The following is an 18,311-nucleotide window of genomic DNA, read 5'->3' on the forward strand; positions in this document are numbered from 1 at the left end:
CGCGTTCGTTCTACAACAATATAAGGAGAGTGGTTATGCAGCGTCTTGTCGTACTGCCCACCAGCCGTACCGGTTGGGCCTTGACGATCGCCTTCGTGGCGGTCGTGGTGGCGGGCATCTGGCCGGTGATCGACTTGGTCAATCGCGCCGTGCTATTCCTCGGCCTGCCGCTGCTGGTGGTGTGGAGCTATGTGCTGATCTTCGCCTGCTTCGCCGTGATGTTGATCGCCAATCGCGTCATCGAATGGCAGGAGGGCGAGGATGACTAGCCCCTGGCCGCTGCTGATCACCCTGACCTATGTCGCCATCGCCATGGTCATCGGGTTGCGCGCGCGTGGCGGGCGGCGCATGAACAGCCTCGAGGAGTGGGGCGTGGCCGGACGCAGCATGGGGCCGGTGACGCTCTACCTGCTGATCGCTGCCGGCAGCGTCAGCGCTTATACCTTCATGGGCGCGCCGGGCTGGGCCTACGCCAAGGGCGTGGCGGTGTTCTACGTGGCGGTCTATCTCGCCTATCTGGCACTGGTGGCCTGGTATTTCGGCCCCAAGGTCTGGCAGTTCGGCGAGCAGTTCGGCCACGTCACCCAGGCCAGCGCCATCGCCGATCGCTACCAGAGCCCGGCGCTGGGCGCCCTGGCGGCGCTGGTCATGTCGATCGGCTCGATCGCCTATGCGGTACTGCAGACCGTCGGCTCGGCCTACATCCTGTTCGTGATGAGCGGCGGAATGATTCCGGTATGGCTGGGGGTACCGCTGGTGCTGGGCTGCATCGCCATCTATCTGTTCGTCAGCGGTCAGCGCGCCATCGGCCGTACCAATGCCTTCCAGGGCGTGCTGATGCTGATCGTGGCCTGGGCGGTGGGGATGTGGGCGCTGCACAACGCCACTGGCGGATTGCGCTTTGGCCCACTGTTCGAGCGGCTGCTGGCCGAGCACGGCGAGTTCTTGACCCTGCCGGGGGCCGGCGGCGACATGACCTTCAGCTTCTGGACCACCTCGATCATCGTCTCGATGTTCTCGTTCATGCCGCCGGTGTGGACCCAGTGGATGAGCGCCTCCTCGGCGCGCACCATTCGCCGCAGCGCCACCTGGCTACCCACCTACTACGTGGTGATCCTGCCGATGGTAGTGGTGGGCTTCATCGGCATCTTCTCGCTGCCCGACCTGGCACGCGCCGATACCGTGGTGCTGGAGTACGCCATGCAGCACCTGCCGGTGGTGCTGGTGGGGCTACTCGGCGCAGGGACCCTGGCGGCCTCGATGTCCTCCAGCGAGCCCTTCATTCACTCGGTGGCGCTGTCCTGGAGTCGCGACGTGCTGCAGCCGCTGCTGGGGCTGTCGGATGCGCTCACCGGGCGGCTGGCGCGCTGGATGATCGTGCCGCTGATGGCGCTGGTGATCGCGCCGCTGGCGATCGCCGAGCCGGGTAGCCTGGTGATGATCCTGCTGGTGGGGCTGGGCTTCGCCACCCAGGTGTTGCCGGCCTTTATCGGCATGTTCTTCTGGCCGCGGGCCTCGCGCTTGGGGGTGATGGCGGGCATTGTCGCCGGCTTCCTGGTCACCGTGGCTTTCACCACCCTGTGGCCGCATCCGCTGGGGGTTCATGCCGGCTTCTGGGGGCTGATGCTCAACCTGCCGGTATTCGTGGCGGTCTCGCTGGTCACGGCCCCTGCCGACTCGGAGGTGGTGGAGCGCTTCTTCCGCATCGCCGCGCCGCGCGGACTGACCCGGCTAGGCAGTGGCGGTAAGACGGTCGCTGCTGACACCGCCGCACACGGCGGTTGAGGGACTGGAGACAGCGCGGCCGGGCAACTGCCCGGCCGCGTCGTGTTATCTTTTGCGAGGCTCAGCTGCCGCTGGCGGCACCGCCGACCACGCCGCCGCGCAGCCCATCCGCCTGGCCGCTGCTGCGCAGGTGCTTGCTCACCGCGTCTTCCGGTGAGCCGGCCAGGTCGCGGAACATGCCCATCGAGCCGAGCAGGGCGCTGGACTCGTAGGGCACGAAGACCCGCTCACCGTCCTGGGCCATGGTGGGCAGCGCCTTGATATAGCTCTGGCCGAGCAGGTAGCCGACCACGGTCTGCTTGTTCTCCTCGGTGTCGCCGATGGCGTTGAGGACCAGCTTGATGGATTCCTGCTCACCCTGGGCGCGCAGAATGGCTGACTCCTTGTCGCCCTCGGCGTTGAGGATCGCCGACTCGCGCTGGCCCTGGGCCTTGGCGATGGCCGCGGACTTCTCGCCTTCGGCTTCTGTCACCGTGGCGCGGCGTTTACGCTCGGCGGCCATCTGCAGGCGCATGGCGGACTCCACTTCCTCGGGCATGGCGATATCCTGCACCTCGACCCGCGACAGCTTGACGCCCCACTTGGAGGCGGGCTCCTCCATGGCGGTCTGGATCTCGTTGTTGACCTCGGCGCGGGACTCGAACAGCTTGTCGAGCTCCATCTTGCCGACCACCGAACGCAGGGTGGTCTTGGCCAGTACCTCCACCGCCTGGCTCATGTTCTCGACTTCATAGACGGCCCGTTTGGGATCGATGATCTGGTAGTAGAGTGCGCCGTTGATGCGCACCGTGACGTTATCAGTGGTCACTACCGGCTGGCCGGGAAAGTCCATGACCGTTTCACGACGGTCGATGCGAATCTCGTCAGTGGTGATGGCGTGGTAGTCATCGCCCATCTTGCGATAGCGGATCATGGTGATGGCACGCGGCTGGTCGATGAACGGGATGATGATGTTGATGCCGCTCTCCAGCACACGATGAAACGAGCCGAGGCGCTCGATCACCATGACTTCCGACTGGCGAACGATCACCAGCCCCTTGACGACGATCAGGATGCCGATGAAGACGACGATCAGGGCCAATATCAGGCCCGGGCTTACGGGGAGATCCATGCTTAGTGCTCCTTGGGTGGTGCGATGGTGACGATGGCGGTAGTGCCATCGAATTCCTTGAAGATCACGGCGGTACCCAGCGGTAGCTCGGTGGCGGCGGTTTCCTGCACGCGCAGGCGATAGAAGTCGCCGTTGACCTTGATGCCAGTGGCGCCGTCGTAATCACGGATCAGGGTGCGGTAGACGCGGCCTTTCTCGACCCCGGTGCCGGTGGTGCCGTAGGCCACGCCGCGGGGGGAGAACCATGGGCGGATGAACTTGATGGCTACCGGCACCATGACGCCGGCGGCCAACGCCAGGCCGATCAGCTGCCAGGCCAGCGGCATGCCGAGCCAGGCCAGCAAGGCGGCAAATAGCGCCGCGATGCCCAGGGCCAGCAGCACCATGGCGCCGGAGGTGAGTTCGGCGAGTGCCAGCAGCAGGCTGAGCGCCAACCATAGCAGAGCCGGGTTCCAGTCCATTGGGGTCTCCTTGAGGCCAGAAGCGGCCCCCATGGTACTGCATTGGTGCGCGGCGGGGGCATTTGTCTGCCTGCGGCGAACGTGGCAAGGTCTGAGTCCCCGTCCGAGGAGCCCCGCGATGCCCCAGCGTCTCTCACCCCGTCAGGCCTACGACGATGCCCTGGTGCGCCTGGACTTCGCCGCCGACGCCGCCCAGGCGCACGCCGCGGACGTCCTAGAGGCCTGCTACCGGGCGCTGCATGACGACGGCTCACGGCCCCAGGGCGTCTATCTGTGGGGGCCGGTGGGGCGCGGCAAGACCTGGCTGATGGATCGCTTTCACGACTCGCTGGCGGTGCCCGCCCGCCGCCAGCATTTCCACCACTTCATGCGCTGGGTGCACCGTCGCCAGTTCCAGCTCAGTGGTACGCCGGACCCGTTGACGGTCATGGCCCGGGAGCTGGGCGATGAGGTTGCGGTGCTGTGCCTCGATGAGCTGTTCGTCAGCGATATCGCCGATGCCATGCTGCTCGGCCGGCTGATGCAGGTGATGTTCGAGCAGGGCGTGGTGCTGGTGACCACCTCCAACCAGCCGCCGGACCAGCTTTACGCCGAGGGCTACAACCGCGAGCGTTTCCTGCCGGCGATCGATGCCATTCAGCGTCATTTACAGGTGTTGGCGATGGACGGCGGCTGCGATCACCGCGAGCATCCGGGGCGCGCCGCGCCGCGCTACTGGGTACGTGCGCCGCAGCGCCTGGCGCAAGCCTTTGACGAGCTCAGCGACGGTCAGTCGCGCAGCAGCGATCCGCTCGACATGGGCGGACGCAGCATCCATGTCGAGGGGCGCTGCGACGCTGTGCTCTGGTGTCGCTATGCGCAACTCTGCGAGCAGCCGCTCGGGGCGCTGGATTTCATTGGCCTATGCGACCGCTTTCAGCACATCCTGGTCGGTGAGGTGCCGGCGCTGGGCGGCGACGCCGGGGCGCCACTCGAGGAGGCCAGGATCGAGGACCTGGGGCCGGACACCGGCGGGGGCGGCGCGCGGCGGGGCTTCTCTCAACAGGACGACGGCGCGCGGCGCTTTATCGCCCTGGTCGACGAGTGCTACGACCGCGGGGTGCCGCTCTACATCGAGGCGCAGGTGCCTATCGACGCACTCTATGCCCAAGGGGAGCTGAGCTTCGCCTTTCGCCGCGTGGTCAGCCGTCTCAAGGAGATGCAGCTGGCCCGCTTCGGCGCCTCTGCTACCCAGCGCTCGGAAGCTCAGGCCTAGCGCTCCAGGTCTTAGCGCTCCGGCACTTGGGTCTGGCCGCGAATCTCGCCGGTCTCGTCGCGGTAGGTGCCCGGGCGCTGCTGCTCGCCGGGGCTGTCTTCCTGGGGCACGCCCCACATGGTTTCGCGGCTACCGTCGGGGAAGGTGTTCATGGTGCAGCCGGCCAGCATGACCAGGATCAATGTCAGGCCGCACAGGGGAGGTAAGGTAGAGGTCAGGCGGCGCATGGTCGGGCTCCGGGTGTGATGCGATGCCGCTAGCATGCGGCCGCGGGGGCGAGGATTTCAAGCCTGATGTCGCCTTGCGCTCGCGTGTTCATGTCGCTTGACCTATGGGCAGCCCACAGCTTTTACATTGACGCCTTGCCCCCTTCGTTTCAGCAACCAGGAGCCTGCCATGTTGCGATCTACCCAGACCGAATCCCGTACCGCTGCCTATGATGCCGATACCTCCCGCGGGCCGCTGGCCCTGCTGCTGGGCAGCCTGGGGGTGGCCGCGGTGCTGGCGCTGAGCCCGCTGGCCGAGGCCGGCAGCCACGAGCACGACCATGGCCATGGCGATGAGCACGCCCACGACGATCACCAGATGGATGATCAGGAGCACGCCGACGACCCGGCGGAGCAGGCCTATCGCGAGGCCAACGACCGCATGCACGAGGGCATGATGGTCGGCTTTACCGGCGATGCCGACGTCGATTTCGCCCGCGGCATGATCCCCCACCACCAGGGCGCCATCGACATGGCCAATATCGTGCTCGAGCACGGCGAGGACGAGGCGCTGCAACAGCTGGCCCGCGAGATCATCGACGCCCAGGAGGAGGAGATCGCCTTCCTCGAAGCCTGGCTCGAGGAGCACGGCCACTGACGCTTTCGCCGCGCTTTGCCGACTGATACGACGCCCGCTGCTGCGGGCGTCGTGGTTTGCGGCTGTCACCTCACGCCAGCTCGGTTATGCTGACGCCAAACATTAGACGGAGAGCATGGCGTGACGGGGTGGATCTATTGGCTGGATATGGTCGGGGTGATCGTCTTTGCGCTGTCGGGGGTGATACTCGCCTGCCGCTCGCGCATGGACCCCTTCGGCATGCTGGTGCTGGCGGCGGTAACCGGTATCGGCGGCGGTACCCTGCGCGACCTGGTGTTGGGGGTGCGGCCGGTATTCTGGGTCAACGATCCGACCTACCTGTGGGTGATCCTGGCCACGGTGGCGGTGTCGATTCTCGGGTTTCACTATATCCACCGCCTGACGCGCACCGTACTGCCAGTGACCGACGCCTTCGGCTTGGCGCTGTTCACGGTGATCGGCGCCCACAAGGCGCTGCAGCTGGGTAGTCCCGGGGTGGTGGCGGTGCTGATGGGGTTGATGACCGGCGTGGCCGGGGGCATGATCCGCGACGTGCTGGCGCGCCGCGTGCCCATGGTGCTGCGCCAGGAGGTCTATGCCACGGCGTCGATCGCCGGCGGTACGCTATTCGTGATGCTCAGCGCGCTGCAGGTGCCTACTGCCCTGGCCGTTGGCCTGGGTCTGGCGGTAACCCTCGGCCTGCGTCTGGCGGCGATCCATTGGCGCCTAGCGCTACCGACCTTTGCTTGGGTGGTCACCGAGCCGGCCTCTCCAGTCCCCGAGCAGTCACTTACGCCAGAATCCGGCGAGACGCCACCGACCACGCGGCGCAGAGCCAAGGCGCGAGTCAAGCTGATCCGCCCTGGAAAGCGGCGCGGGCGGCACTAGCCAGCGGCTATACTGACGGCCAGAGGGAGAGGCCGACACTTAGGTGCTAACAGGGAGGTGCCCACTATGCATCATGCGCATCCACGCGGATGGCTGGTGGTCTGGCTGGCGATCATCTGGCTGACGGGCTGTGCGGCATCGGGACCCACTGCCACCCGGGAGGATGTCGCCGAGGCGATTCAGGCCCGCTACGAGGCGGAGCTGTTCACCCTGTCGCCGGACAAGCAGCGCCACTACGCCCAGCGGCTCTACCGCATCAGCGGTGATGCGCGCTACGTGCCGCTCAGCGAGAGTCATGCCAAGCGTCTCATGCTGCGCCTCGGGGAATCACTCGATGGCCTGGCACTGCACGACGACTATGCCGCACGGCGCAGCCAGGTGCTGCTCGATGCCTACCCGACTCGCACTGCCAGGCAGCGCGCCCGGCGGCAGATGTTCGCCGACTGGGACGATATGATCTATGCCCGCCGCCTGCTGTTTACGCTGATACAGCTCGACTACTACGGGCTGCTCGATGCACCGCGGCTGGCAGGGCATGAACCTGCGCTAGACTATTTGGCCCAGGTCGATTTCGCCGCGTTCCTGACCGATCCGCAGGTGCTGTCGGTGTATGCCGCCCAGGTGGCCAATATCGTCCACTACCTGTACCAACTGGGGATCGTCGATCTGCGCGACGAGGTGGTCGGCGCCTTTCGTCAGCACTATTCGCCGGCGCGGGTCGCGGCGCTGGACGTCGACGAATACCGCAACCGCATCTACGGCATGACCCACTTGGTGATCGCCGACAGCCGCTACTATCAGCGCGAGGTGAGTGCCGCCGAGCACGCCTGGATTCTCGAGGCGTTTGCCGCCGAGCTGCCGCGCATCCTGCGTGATACCACCGAGGACATCATGGCCGAGGTCGGCATCAGCTTCTTGCTCGCCGGCCAGCAGGACCATCCGGCAGTGACGCAGCTGCGCGAGGCGATCGTCGACGCCTACGACCCGCAGGCGAGGATGATTCCCGCCACCGACGGCAGCACCGATCTCGAGCGCGGCGAGCACCGCAACGTACTCGCGATCATGCTGCTGCGCTGGCCTGAGCAGTTGCACCCCGGGCCGGACCTGCGCAAATCGCTGGGCCAGGCGCCGCTGGCCGCCGACTCGCCCTCAGGGGGGATCGACCTCCAGCGACTCCAGCCAGTGACGGCTGGAGACGTGGTCGCTGCTGAACACCGGTTGGCGCTCGAACCAGCCTCGCGCTCCGGGCCACTGCCAGCGACGCTGGCCGTCGGCCAGCGCCACGCCCAGCGACAGAGCCCCGTAGCGGGCGTAGAACACGCCGCGGGGTGACGCTTCGCCAAGGCGCAGGTTGGCGCGCAGCTCGCGCCCCTGGCCGCTGAGGACGAGGTGGCGGATATCCAGGCGATCCTGCTGCATCTCCAGCCGTGCCTGGCCGCGGATATCGCGGACGGTAAGCAGGTTGCGCAGCCAGCGACGCTCGCGGGCGGCGCTGACGAACAGCTCCACCAGCGGTCCGCTGTCGCGCATTGCCAGGCGCAGCTCGCTGTCGAGTGACAGTGGTTGTTGCCAGGTCAGGCGCCCCTCGGCAAGCTCCAGGTCGGCCCACCAGCCGTCGCTGATCGCGGCGTTGTCCTCGGCCAGCTGCACGTTGCTCAGCGATATCCGCGACCCGCTGCTGTCGAAGGTCATATTGCGCAGGTCGCCGTCGTTGAGGCGTGCGTCGATCATCAGGCTGCCGCTGAGTTCGTGCTCATTGAAGGCCAGGCGTGCATCCGGAGCATCCAGGCGTAGCATGCCGTGGGCCTGGTAGCCGTCGAGGCGCAGGTCGCTGGCCAGGGTGACGTGCCCGCCAAGCAGTCGCAGCGGTGAGTCCTCGGGCAGGTAGGCGTTGAATACTGCCAGGTCTGGCGCCTCGATATGCGGTAGGGCGATATGCGTATCCAGGGCCTGCAGTCCGGCGTCGAGGTCAAGCTGCCGGGCCTCGGCGGTAAGCTGCATATGGCGGCCCTCGATGAGTGCGCCGTCGGCGTCGTCGCGACGCAGATCGACCTGCGGCATGCGCAGCATCAGCGCCGCGCTCAGCGCTTCACGGCTGCCGGTGGCGGTGGCCACCAGTTGGCCGTCGCCGCGGGCCTCAAGGTCGAGGAAACCGAGCGAGAACGGGGTGGCATCCAGGCGCAGCTCACTGCCAGGTACCAGCCGACCGGCGTCCAGCTCGATGTCGGCTCGCAGCTGGGCGCTGCCGTCCACGGCCAGCCCGTGCTCGCTGCTCAGCAGCGCATTGAACAGCGCCATGTCGGCAAGCAGCCCGTCAAGGCGCAGCCGCCCGCTGGGCGTACGTGCCCCGCCTTGCTGCCAGCCGCTGCCGCCGGTGAGTACGGCTTCGCGGGCGACCACTACGCTGCGTGTTTCAGCGTCCTCGGCGCTGGCCTGCAGGGCCAGGCGGGAGCCGCTGATGTCCAGCCGTCCGCTGTCGAAGCGCGCCTGGTTGATGATCAGCTCGAGGTCGGCGCCGCCGCTCAGGGGTTGGCCCAGCAGCTGGCCACGAATCGCCGAGCCGTCGAGGGTTATCCGGCCACGGGCGCTATCGCTGTCGACCACCAGCACGCCGCTGGTGCCGGCGGTACCGCCATCCAGCTGCCAGGCCGGCGACTCGGGCAGATAGAGATTCAGCGCGGTGACGTCGGGCACCTCGGCGGCTTGCCAGGCTAGCTGCGCTTCGGGGTTGTCCAGGCGTCGACCGCTGTCGGGCAGCTCGCCGGTGGCGCTGAGCGAGAGGCGCGGCGCGTCGAACAGTCGGCGTCCGTCGCTCAATCGGCGGACACCGACCTCGCTCAGGTCCAGGGTCAGCAGGCCACGCTGTGGGGTGTCGTCGACGAGGCTGGCGGTGAGGGTGCCCTGGCCGAGGGTGTCGAGGCCGAGGAATTGCCCGCCGATCTCCTCCGAGTCGATCTGCAGCCGGCTGCCGGGCAGCGGCCGGCCTTGTTGGATATCGAATTCGGCACTGAGGCGGCCGCCGCCGCGCAGGCCCAGCGACTGGTCGACGAATAGTTCGCCGAGCAGGCCGTCGAGCACGCTGAGATTGTCGATCTCACCGGAGACACTGAGCGCTGCGTCAAACGGTGCGCTGGCCAGCAGCGGCGAGGTTACGACGGGCGTGTCGGGCTGCTCGTCGTCGGTGAGGAACGGCTCCAGCGGCAGCAGTGGCCAGGCGCTGGCCAGCTCGGCGCGGGGGAATACCAGTGAGGTGGTCAGCGGCTCGCCGGCGTCGTCGCCGGTGGCTGCCAGCGTCAGATGGGTACCGGAGAGGTGGAGTCGACCGCTGCGCGGGTCGAGCAGCGGCAGGGCCAGGGTAACGCCGAGGCGCCCCTGCATGGGCGTGTCGCCGAGGCGCAGGGCGACTTCGTCGCCATCGAGGCGGAAGGTGCCCTCGAGGGTATCGTCGCGGTAGTCGAGAAAACCGCGCAGGCGTGCTCGGCCGCCCTCGAGCTGCAGGGGAATGGCAGCGGGCAGGTAAGGCGCAAGCGTGGCGATGTTGGTGAGTTCGGTGTCCTCCCAGCGCAGTCCGGCGCGGTGCAACCGCTCGGGGGGCTGGTCGAGGCGCAGCCGCTCTCCGGCCAGGGCGATACGAAAGCCGTCGCCGCGCATCACCTCGGTGCCGTCCTGCTGCCACATGTGCATGTCGTCCAGCGTCAGGTCCAGTCGCGTTTCCGGTTCGCCCTGGTCGTCGCTGATGGTGGCACGGATGCGGCCGTCACCGAGCAGCTGGTAGCGCTGGCCGCCAGGCGTCAGGCGAGTGCTGTCTAGGGTCACCCCGAGGTCGGGGGAGTCGAGCTGCAGCTCGCTGCCGGGCAGCAGCTCGCCGGCCTCGAGCAGCAGCCGACCGGTGAGATCGCCGTGGCCGCTGACCTCCAGCCACTCGAGTCCCAGCAGGTAGTCGCTGAATACCGCATAGGCGTCGCTGGCGCCGGCCAGGTCGAGCTCGCCGTCGACGGCGTGGACGATATCGCCACCGCGCTGGTCGGCAAAGTCGAAGGGTACTAGACGGAGGCGAGCAGCGAGCCGGATGTCCTCGACCAGGGTGACCGCATCGCGGGTGATGCTGCCGTTGTCGAGGTCGAGCGCCATGCTCTGGATGGAGAGCTCGCGCTGCTGCCAGGCAAGCTCACTGAGCCTGAGCCGGCCGCTGCCGGCCACTCGCAGCCGGCCCACCGCAACCTCGTGGATGCGGCTGGCATCGAGATGGTCGATCTCGATGCGCCCCCCGAGTAGCGGCCACAGCGCAACCCGCAGGTTGACCTGCTCGACGTCGAGTCCCAGCCAGCGTGGCGCTTGTTGCACCAGCTCCAGTCGGGCAGCGCTGAGCTGCCCGGGATACCAGCTCCAGGCACGCTCCCAGCGCAGATCGAGTTCGGTACGCGCCAGCGGCTCATCGAGCAGGGCGGCACGCAGCCGCTCGCTGTTGATAAGGGTGTTGGCCAGTGCCAGGTACAGCAGCCACAGGCCCATCAGGACCAGCAGTAGTGCCTTGGCGATGCGGCGCGGAACACCCGACGAACGCCACGCCATCAGGGCTGTCGCAGGGAGTAAGGTGGACAAGGCATGACACTATGGGTCAATCTGCGGCCTCCTTTGCCGTGTGTAATATGGCATCATCCCTTGATACACCCTTATGCGCAGGCACATAACGCATGTTTCTCGATGATTTTCATTCGGTCAGGGACGGCCGCATCGGCATCTCCGCGGATCAGGCTAGTCACTTCGCCAAGCGCGTGGCGGGGGACTACAACCCGATCCACAATCCCGATGCGCGCCGCTTCTGCGTCCCCGGCGACCTGCTGTTCTCGCTGGTGCTGATGCGTTTCGGTCTGTCGCAGCACATGAACTTTCGTTTCCTGAGCATGGTGAGCGCCGACGTGCCGCTGGACTTCCTTGAGCATGATGATGGCCGCATTCGCGTCACCGACCAAGCTGGCAAGGTCTATCTCGAGGTCGAACGGCGCGGCGAGGTAACCCGCGACGAGTCGGTGGTCGAGGCCTTTGCGCGACGCTATGTGGCCTTCTCGGGCAAGAATTTTCCTCACTATTTGAAGCCGCTGATGGAAGCCGAGGGGGTGATGTTCAACCCCCAGCGGCCGCTGGTGATCTACGACAGCATGGGCTTCTCGCTGACCCGCCTGGATGCGGTGGCGCCGGGCCTGGAACTGTCCGGCTCGTCCCTCGAGGTGGCCGGCAAGCGCGGCGATGCGCTGCTCGAGTTCGACATGACCAGCGGCGGTGAGCCCATTGGACACGGCTCCAAGAAGCTCGTCGTCAGCGGCCTGCGCGACTATGACGCCAGCGCCATGGACGCCATCGTCGACGAGTTCTATCGGCTCAAGCATGCCTACGAGTCCTCGACCGCCTGAGGGCTCAGCGGGTGACCACGATGATCGGGCACGGCGAGCGGTCGATCACCTTGTGACTGACCCCGCCGAGTAGCTGCTCGCGCCACTGGCTCATGCCGCGTCGGCCCATGATCAACATCGGTTTGCCGTCGGCTTGCCGGGCATGATCGAGTATCGCTTCCGCCGGCGCGCGACCGATCAGACACTGCTCGATGATCGGCGACTCGACCCCCGCCAGGTGCTTCTTGGCATGCGAGAAGATCCAGTCACACTCACGCCGCTCGGTGTCGCGCTGGCGCGCCGGGGTGGCCGGGTCGTCGGGGTCACGGGGCACGCAGTACATTAGTTCTACCGGTAGCTGGCCCGAGATCGCCAGGCCGGCGGCCAGTTCGGCGGCGGCGGCGCTGTGGGATGAGCCGTCCACCGGCAGCAGGATGCGGTCGATATGCTCGGCGTCGTCGATCGACATCTGGTCGTGAACCACGCACACCGGGCAGCGCGCCTTGTGGATCACGGCATTGCTGAGGTTGCCGCGCAGCAGCTTGCCGAGTCGGTCGAGCCCCTGAGCGCCCATCACCAGCATGCTGTCGGGAATTTCACTCGCATGGTCGATGATCTCGCGGGCCAGGTGGCGCACGAAGTCGTGCTCGCGCAGGGTGACCTCCTCCACTTCGACACCCGGGTCGGCGCCCAGCGCCTGACGCGCCTGGGAAAAGGCGCGGGTGACCGAGCCCTGAATCACCTCATGATCGTGGTCGACCTCATCGAGGCGGTTGGCGGGTATATCGCTGAGCTCGGCGGGGTACAGCGGCTGTACGTGCAGCAACTCCAGCGGCGCCTGCCACAGCCGCGCCAGCTGGGCGGCGTGGCGTACTGCTGCCAGGGTGGCCCGCGAACCGTCCACCGGCACCACGACCTGTGAGATTGGCCTGCTCATCTATCTAGCGCTCCTTTTATTATCGAAACTACTTTGCTGCCAGTAGCCTAGCGCAGAGTGGCGGGTCTTGTCGGCTAGCGAATCGCTAGGCGCTTGCCGAACATCATGCCGCCCCAATCGAGGCGATTGACCAGCGCATTGAGCCAGATCGACCCGGCCATGCCCACCACCAGCAGCAGCAGGCAGTAGACCGGTAGCGAAAAGTGTACGAACCGATCGGCGAAGTCGACCACGGCAAAGAACAGCGGATGAGCCAGGTAGATGCCGAACGAGTACTCGTTGACCTTCTTGACCAGCGCGGGCGCCGGGCGGTCCTTGAGATGGCGCATCAGCCACAGGGTGAACAGGATGAAGAAGGGGATCACCCAGCTCTCCTTGGAGGAATACTCGAGCAGGCCGGCAAAGGTCAGCGTCACGATCACCGCGACCCAGATGATCAACCATCCAGGGTTGGCCAGTTGGCGCAGCGCGGAGACGCGCTCCAGATCGGGGTAGTGGCGGACCAGCACCAGCGCCAGGAAGAACAGGTAGATCCAGCCCACCGGCACGATCCAGTGAAGGTAGCCGGGGGGCGAGACGTCGAACCAGCGGGTAAGGCCCCAGTAGCCGGCACTGATCAGGCTGCCGAGTACCAGCCAGGGAGCGGCGGGCAGGTAGCGGCCCAGGTCGTAGCGGGTGTAGACCCAGTAGAAGACGTAGAACTGCATGGCGATGATCAGGAAGTAGCCGTGCCAGCCGGCATAGATCATGTATTCGACGAAGTTGTCGATGAAGCCCAGCTCGCCGCCCTCGGCGTTGACGCTAAGGTAGTTGGTGGTGGAGTAGATCAACCCGTAGACCACGTAGGGCACCATCACGTACTTGATACGGTTAGCCAGGAAGCCGTCGGGGATATGGCTGCCGTAACGCGCCGAGAACAGGAAGATCGAAATGAAGATGAACACCGGCGTACCGAGCACGGTGGGAATACGCGCCAGGTCGAGGTAGAGATTGTCGTAGCGCTGGTTTAGGCGATCGAGGAAGTGGAAGCAGAATACCGCCAGACAGCCATAAAAACGCAGCCAGTAGATTTCCTCGATTCGTTTCATGGGCTCCCCAAACCGGTTCGCTGTCCATCGTGATCGTTAGCCGTTGAACGACCTCGCGCCGCGTGATGTCCGACCACGGCATGCCCGAGTAATTCCCTGAAGTGGAGTTATCCTTTTCATTTCATGGCTGTTTATTTCATGGATAGGGAGTCGTCCAGATATGAACGTACGCTTGCATGTGATGTTGTTGGGAGTGATGTCGCTGCTGCTGTGTGCCCCGGCCCTGGCAGGGCAGGTCAGCCATCAACGCTTTGCCTCCGAGACTCTGGGGCGTGATTACCCCTACACCATCTACCTCCCCGACGGCTACGCGGTATCCAATCAGCGCTACCCGGTGATCTATCTGCTGCACGGTTCGTTCGGCAGTGACCGCGACTGGACCAGCAGCGGTAACTTGCGCAGGGTCGCCGACCACCTGATCGGGGAGGGGCGTATTCCCCCGGCGGTGATCGTCATGCCGGGGAGCCTCAGCTGGTGGGTGGATGGCCATAACGAGGCGGCACGCACGGCCTTCTTCGACGACCTGATGCCGCATATCGAAGCCTCCTGGCACGTTCACGAGCACCGCCAGGGGCGTGCCGTAGGCGGGCTCTCGGCGGGGGGCTACGGATCCCTCAACTTCATTCTCGAACGGCCCGACCTGTTCGCCGCTGCCGCGGCGCTGAGCCCGGCCAGCTACAGTCCGATGCCGCCGGGTAACTCCTCGGCGCGCCGCCATCCGGCCTTCCTGGATGAGGAGGGGCGCTTCGACCCGGTGCTATGGTCGCAGCTCAACTACACGGCCTATCTCGATGACTATCTGGCGCAGCCGCAGGTCGTGCCGCTCTACCTCAGCGCAGGCAACCGCGACCCCCTGGATGCCGAGGGCCACGCCCGGCGCATTCACCGTGAGCTGGTCGACCACCAGCCGGAGCAGCTGATGCTGGAGATCCTGCGCGGTGGTCACACCTGGCGGGTATGGCGTACCAGCCTGCCCAATGCGCTGATGTTCATGAGCGACTATCTCGACCCACCGCGGGCGCTGGAGGATTGAGCCCCGGGATACGCACCTGACGCGGCGTAGCATTCGCTAAACTTTACTCGATGACTGCCGATATTCGTTGCTGATGGTCATCGCCATCTGCGGTGGCCGCCTTTGACGACGGACAATCGGGAGTCGGTCCATGCGACGTCGATTAACGCTGCTATTCGGAGCCCTGTGTCTGCTGGCTCCACCTGTCCAGGCCGAGCTGACGTTTGGCCTGGTGGCCCCTCTCAGCGGCCCCGCCGCCTCGCTGGGCAACGGCATGCGCCAGGGCATCGAGGCGCACTTTGCCGAGGTCAATGCCGCCGGCGGTGTGCACGGCGCCGAACTCACCTTATTGGCCCGCGACGACCAGTACGAGCCGCTGCGCGCCGCTCCCGAGACTCGCCGCCTGATCGAGGAGGACGAAATGCTGGCGGCGATCGGCAACGTCGGTACCCCCACCGCGATCGTCACCATCCCGCTGCACAACCAGTACCAGACGCTGCTCTACGGTGCCTTCACCGGCGCCGGCGTGCTGCGCCGAGACCCACCCGATCGTCACGTCATCAACTACCGTGCCAGCTACGTACAAGAGACCGCGGCAATGGTCGAGGGGCTGCTCGAGGCAGGTATCGCCCCGGAAGAGATTGCCTTCTTCACCCAGAACGACGGTTTCGGCGATGCCGGCTACATCGGCGGCGTACGCGCTCTGGCGTCCCACGGCTTCGAGGACGCTGGTCAACTGGCTCACGGCCGCTTCACCCGCAGTACCCGCAACGTGCACCAGGCGCTGGCGACCATCCTGCAAGCGCCGGTGATGCCGCGGGCGATCATCATGGTGGGTACCTACGGGCCGGTGGCCGACTTCATTCGCGAAGCGCGCCAGGATCTCCCCGAGACGCTGTTTCTCAACGTCTCCTTCGTCGGCAGCCAGGCGCTGGTCGACGAGCTGGGCGCACTGGCCGAGGACGTGATCATCACCCAGGTGGTGCCGCCCCTGGATGCCGAGCTGCCCGGCGTGGTGGCTTACCGCGAGGCCCTCGAGGCTCATGGCAATGGCGCCAGCCCCGATTTCATCTCGCTGGAGGGCTATCTGGCCGCTGCGCTATTCGTCAAGGGGCTGGAGGCGGCCGGCCCCGCGCCGGACCGGGAGGCGCTGGTCGATGCACTGCTGGGGCTCGGCGAGGTTGACCTAGGCCTCGGTGAGCCGCTGCGACTAGGGCGCGGCGACCACCAGGCCAGTGACGCGGTATGGCCGACCATTATCCGCGATGGCGGCTTCGAACCGGTGGACTGGTCCACCCTCGCACGCTGATTCCCTCTGTACGGCGGGATGGTTCCGACTACCCAAGGGGCACGACATGAAACGTACTCTCAGTCTGCGCGCGATGCTGATCGGGCTGTTTCTGGCCGCCGTCATCGGTGCGGTGGTGCTGGCGGCCACTGGCCTGATGTCGAACCAGCGCCTGGTCGACTCCCAGCGCTTCATCCTCGGCGAGGTGCTGCCCCAGCAGGAGGCTAGCCGCGGCATGGTCGATGTCATGGCGGCCTTCGGCGGGCGCCACGCCGACCTGCTGGCCGCCGACGATGACACGGCGTTGGCCGACGTCACGCCCCAGGCGTCGCTCGATGAACGCTTCCTGGCGGCGCATGAAGGCCTGAGCGAGCGCGACGATGCGGCCCAGCGCGAGCGGCTGGCCAGGCTCGATGCCGGCTATGCGGCGTTGCTGGAGGCGGATGACGCTCTGGAGGAGGTGCGCCGCGAAGACCTGGCCCTCGATGCGACCATGGACGAGCGCATCGCCGCCATGCAGCAGCGCATCGTCGAGGTCATGATCAGTGCCGAAGACATGGCAGGGCGCGCCACCCTGGCCGCTGTCCGCGCGCAGCGTCAACAGCGTGCACGGGTCGAAGCCTGGCTCGATGACGGCATGACCACGCTGCCGACCGTGCTGGTCGAGAGCCTGTTCGACGACGGTGGCAACATTGCCGCCGCCAGCAGCGATGTGCGCACCGCAGTAGCGCTGCTGGCCGATCTGGGGCGCCAGCTGATGCAGGTCGAGAGCAGCGACCGGCTGGTCAATCTGCGCTACAACGAGATCGCCCAGCAGCTCAACCTGGCGCGCCAATCGCTTGACGCGATTGCCGGATCGCTGCAGGCCAGCACCGCGCAGAGCGAGCGTGCCGCGGCGCTGACCGAGGTCATCGACGAGCTGGATAGCCTGATGGTGGGTGGCAACCAGTCGGTTTATGCGCTGCGCCATGAACAACTCGAGTTACGTCAGCGCGAAGCGCAGGCGCTCGACGAGGTGGCCACGGCCATGGGGGATATGCGCGTAACGCTGAGTGAGCTGCAGGCCGATGGCGTGGCCCAGGCCGATATGGCCGCCGGCCAGGCTGAAGAGCTGGCCAACGCCGGGCGGGTGTTGCAGATCGGCGTGACCCTGACGGTGATCCTGGTGTTGGCGATCTTCGGCTGGCGAACCCTGGTGCGAGTGCTGGGGCCGCTGGGGCAGATGCGCCGACAGATGCAGGGCATCAGCGGTGCGGCCGGCGAAAACGCCGATTTGTCGCAACGCCTGGATCTGCAGCGTGATGATGAGATCGGCCGCACCGCCCAGGCCTTCAATCGCATGATGGATACCTTCGAGGCGATCGTGGCGCAGATCCGCGACGGTGCCGGGGCGATTGCCGCCAGCAGCCGCCAGATTGCTTCGGGCAACGACGACCTGTCGCAGCGCACCGAAGAGCAATCCTCGTCGCTGGCCGAAACCGCCTCGAGCCTCGAGCAGATTACGGCCACCGTCAAGCAGACCGCCGACTACGCCAACCAGGCGCGCGACGCCAGCCAGGAGGTCGACCGGCGCGCCCACTCCGCCGGCGATGTGGCCGGACGCACCAACGATGCCATGCAGGCGATCCGCCATTCCAGCGAGAAGATCACTGGCATTATCACCGCCATCGACGATATCGCCTTCCAGACCAATCTGCTGGCGCTCAATGCCTCGGTGGAAGCGGCACGCGCCGGCGAGCAGGGCCGCGGCTTCGCGGTGGTGGCCCAGGAAGTGCGCAAGCTGGCCAGCCGCAGTGCCGAGGAGGCGGCGCAGATCCGCCAACTGGTCGATGACAGCGTCAACAAGGTCGGCGAGGGGGCCAGCCTGGTGCGTGCCACCAGCGAACACCTGCAGGAGATCATTGACAGTCTCAAGCACGTCAGCGGTTTCGTGACCGAGATCGCCGACGCGACCCACGAGCAGTCGTCGGGTATCGAACAGATCAACCAAGCCATCGCTCAACTCGATCAGGTCACCCATCAGAATGCCCAGCTGGTGCAGGAGGCCTCGAGCGCCAGCCACGTGCTCGACCAGCAGGCCGCTGACATGCACGCTCTGGTGGGTCGCTTCCAGGTCGCGGATACCAGCAGCAACAGAGGGGCGTCGCTGCTCGAGCCGCCGCAGAAGAAACATGCGACCTGGCGCTGAGCGATGCGAACAAGCAAGGCCTCCCGGTAACCGTTATGCTGGGCAGCAGCCACTAGTGTAACGAG

Annotated in this window: 15 protein-coding genes; 10 read left to right on the plus strand and 5 right to left on the minus strand. The window is 66.3% G+C overall.

Annotated elements, in window-relative coordinates:
- Window positions 1-35 precede the first annotated feature (35 nt).
- Window positions 36-269 (plus strand): hypothetical protein, encoded by a 234-nt coding sequence (locus BLT16_RS04470; protein WP_089657335.1) that lies wholly within the window; start codon window positions 36-38, stop codon window positions 267-269.
- The gene (locus BLT16_RS04475) at window positions 262-1,785 is read left to right on the plus strand and encodes a sodium:solute symporter family protein (protein ID WP_089657336.1); all 1,524 of its coding nucleotides are present in this window, start codon (window positions 262-264) and stop codon (window positions 1,783-1,785) included. Before BLT16_RS04470 ends, BLT16_RS04475 begins: the two co-directional genes overlap by 8 nt.
- A 61-nt stretch (window positions 1,786-1,846) precedes the next feature.
- On the opposite strand, the gene BLT16_RS04480 is transcribed toward BLT16_RS04475, so the two are convergent.
- The gene (locus BLT16_RS04480) at window positions 1,847-2,896 is read right to left on the minus strand and encodes an SPFH domain-containing protein (protein WP_089657337.1); all 1,050 of its coding nucleotides are present in this window, start codon (window positions 2,894-2,896) and stop codon (window positions 1,847-1,849) included.
- A 2-nt stretch (window positions 2,897-2,898) separates the two neighbouring features.
- Window positions 2,899-3,357, minus strand: coding sequence for an NfeD family protein (locus BLT16_RS04485; RefSeq protein ID WP_089657338.1), 459 nt, complete (start codon window positions 3,355-3,357; stop codon window positions 2,899-2,901).
- Window positions 3,358-3,475: 118 nt separating this feature from the next.
- Between BLT16_RS04485 and zapE the strand changes: the two genes are divergently transcribed.
- Window positions 3,476-4,612: a cell division protein ZapE gene (gene zapE / locus BLT16_RS04490; protein ID WP_089657339.1), complete on the plus strand. Its 1,137-nt coding sequence runs from the start codon at window positions 3,476-3,478 to the stop codon at window positions 4,610-4,612.
- Between the two features lie 11 nt (window positions 4,613-4,623).
- On the opposite strand, the gene BLT16_RS04495 is transcribed toward zapE, so the two are convergent.
- The gene (locus BLT16_RS04495; protein WP_089657340.1) at window positions 4,624-4,839 is read right to left on the minus strand and encodes a hypothetical protein; all 216 of its coding nucleotides are present in this window, start codon (window positions 4,837-4,839) and stop codon (window positions 4,624-4,626) included.
- Between the two features lie 169 nt (window positions 4,840-5,008).
- Between BLT16_RS04495 and copM the strand changes: the two genes are divergently transcribed.
- The 4 genes from copM (at window position 5,009) to BLT16_RS04515 (ending at window position 11,754) form a co-directional block, all read left to right on the plus strand.
- Window positions 5,009-5,476, plus strand: coding sequence for a CopM family metallochaperone (copM, locus tag BLT16_RS04500; RefSeq protein WP_089657341.1), 468 nt, complete (start codon window positions 5,009-5,011; stop codon window positions 5,474-5,476).
- Window positions 5,477-5,596: 120 nt separating this feature from the next.
- Entirely contained in the window at window positions 5,597-6,343 is a 747-nt protein-coding gene (locus BLT16_RS04505; RefSeq protein ID WP_089657342.1) for a trimeric intracellular cation channel family protein, read from the plus strand.
- Between the two features lie 66 nt (window positions 6,344-6,409).
- Window positions 6,410-7,675 carry a DUF3541 domain-containing protein gene (locus BLT16_RS04510; protein WP_089657575.1) on the plus strand — a complete coding sequence of 422 codons (1,266 nt, stop codon included), beginning with the start codon at window positions 6,410-6,412 and terminating at the stop codon, window positions 7,673-7,675.
- Window positions 7,676-11,037: 3,362 nt separating this feature from the next.
- Window positions 11,038-11,754: a DUF3581 domain-containing protein gene (locus BLT16_RS04515; protein WP_089657343.1), complete on the plus strand. Its 717-nt coding sequence runs from the start codon at window positions 11,038-11,040 to the stop codon at window positions 11,752-11,754.
- Between the two features lie 4 nt (window positions 11,755-11,758).
- Here the strand turns inward: BLT16_RS04515 and BLT16_RS04520 are convergent, their stop codons facing one another.
- Both BLT16_RS04520 and BLT16_RS04525 read right to left on the minus strand, forming a co-directional pair.
- Window positions 11,759-12,670 (minus strand): universal stress protein, encoded by a 912-nt coding sequence (locus BLT16_RS04520; protein ID WP_089657344.1) that lies wholly within the window; start codon window positions 12,668-12,670, stop codon window positions 11,759-11,761.
- 74 nt (window positions 12,671-12,744) lie between these two features.
- Window positions 12,745-13,758 carry an acyltransferase family protein gene (locus tag BLT16_RS04525; RefSeq protein WP_089657345.1) on the minus strand — a complete coding sequence of 338 codons (1,014 nt, stop codon included), beginning with the start codon at window positions 13,756-13,758 and terminating at the stop codon, window positions 12,745-12,747.
- 160 nt (window positions 13,759-13,918) lie between these two features.
- On the opposite strand from BLT16_RS04525, the gene BLT16_RS04530 reads away from it, so the two are divergent.
- The 3 genes from BLT16_RS04530 to BLT16_RS04540 all read left to right on the plus strand — a co-directional run bounded on the left by BLT16_RS04530 (window position 13,919) and on the right by BLT16_RS04540 (window position 18,246).
- Complete coding sequence (locus BLT16_RS04530) at window positions 13,919-14,791, plus strand: alpha/beta hydrolase (RefSeq protein WP_089657346.1); 873 nt, start codon at window positions 13,919-13,921, stop codon at window positions 14,789-14,791.
- A gap of 130 nt (window positions 14,792-14,921) precedes the next feature.
- Window positions 14,922-16,079, plus strand: coding sequence for an ABC transporter substrate-binding protein (locus BLT16_RS04535; protein WP_089657347.1), 1,158 nt, complete (start codon window positions 14,922-14,924; stop codon window positions 16,077-16,079).
- Window positions 16,080-16,125: 46 nt separating this feature from the next.
- A complete protein-coding gene (locus BLT16_RS04540; protein WP_089657348.1) occupies window positions 16,126-18,246 on the plus strand; it encodes a methyl-accepting chemotaxis protein in 2,121 nt (706 codons plus the stop codon).
- Window positions 18,247-18,311 lie beyond the last annotated feature (65 nt).

Source organism: Franzmannia pantelleriensis (assembly GCF_900102875.1).
GTDB classification, from domain to species: domain Bacteria; phylum Pseudomonadota; class Gammaproteobacteria; order Pseudomonadales; family Halomonadaceae; genus Franzmannia; species Franzmannia pantelleriensis.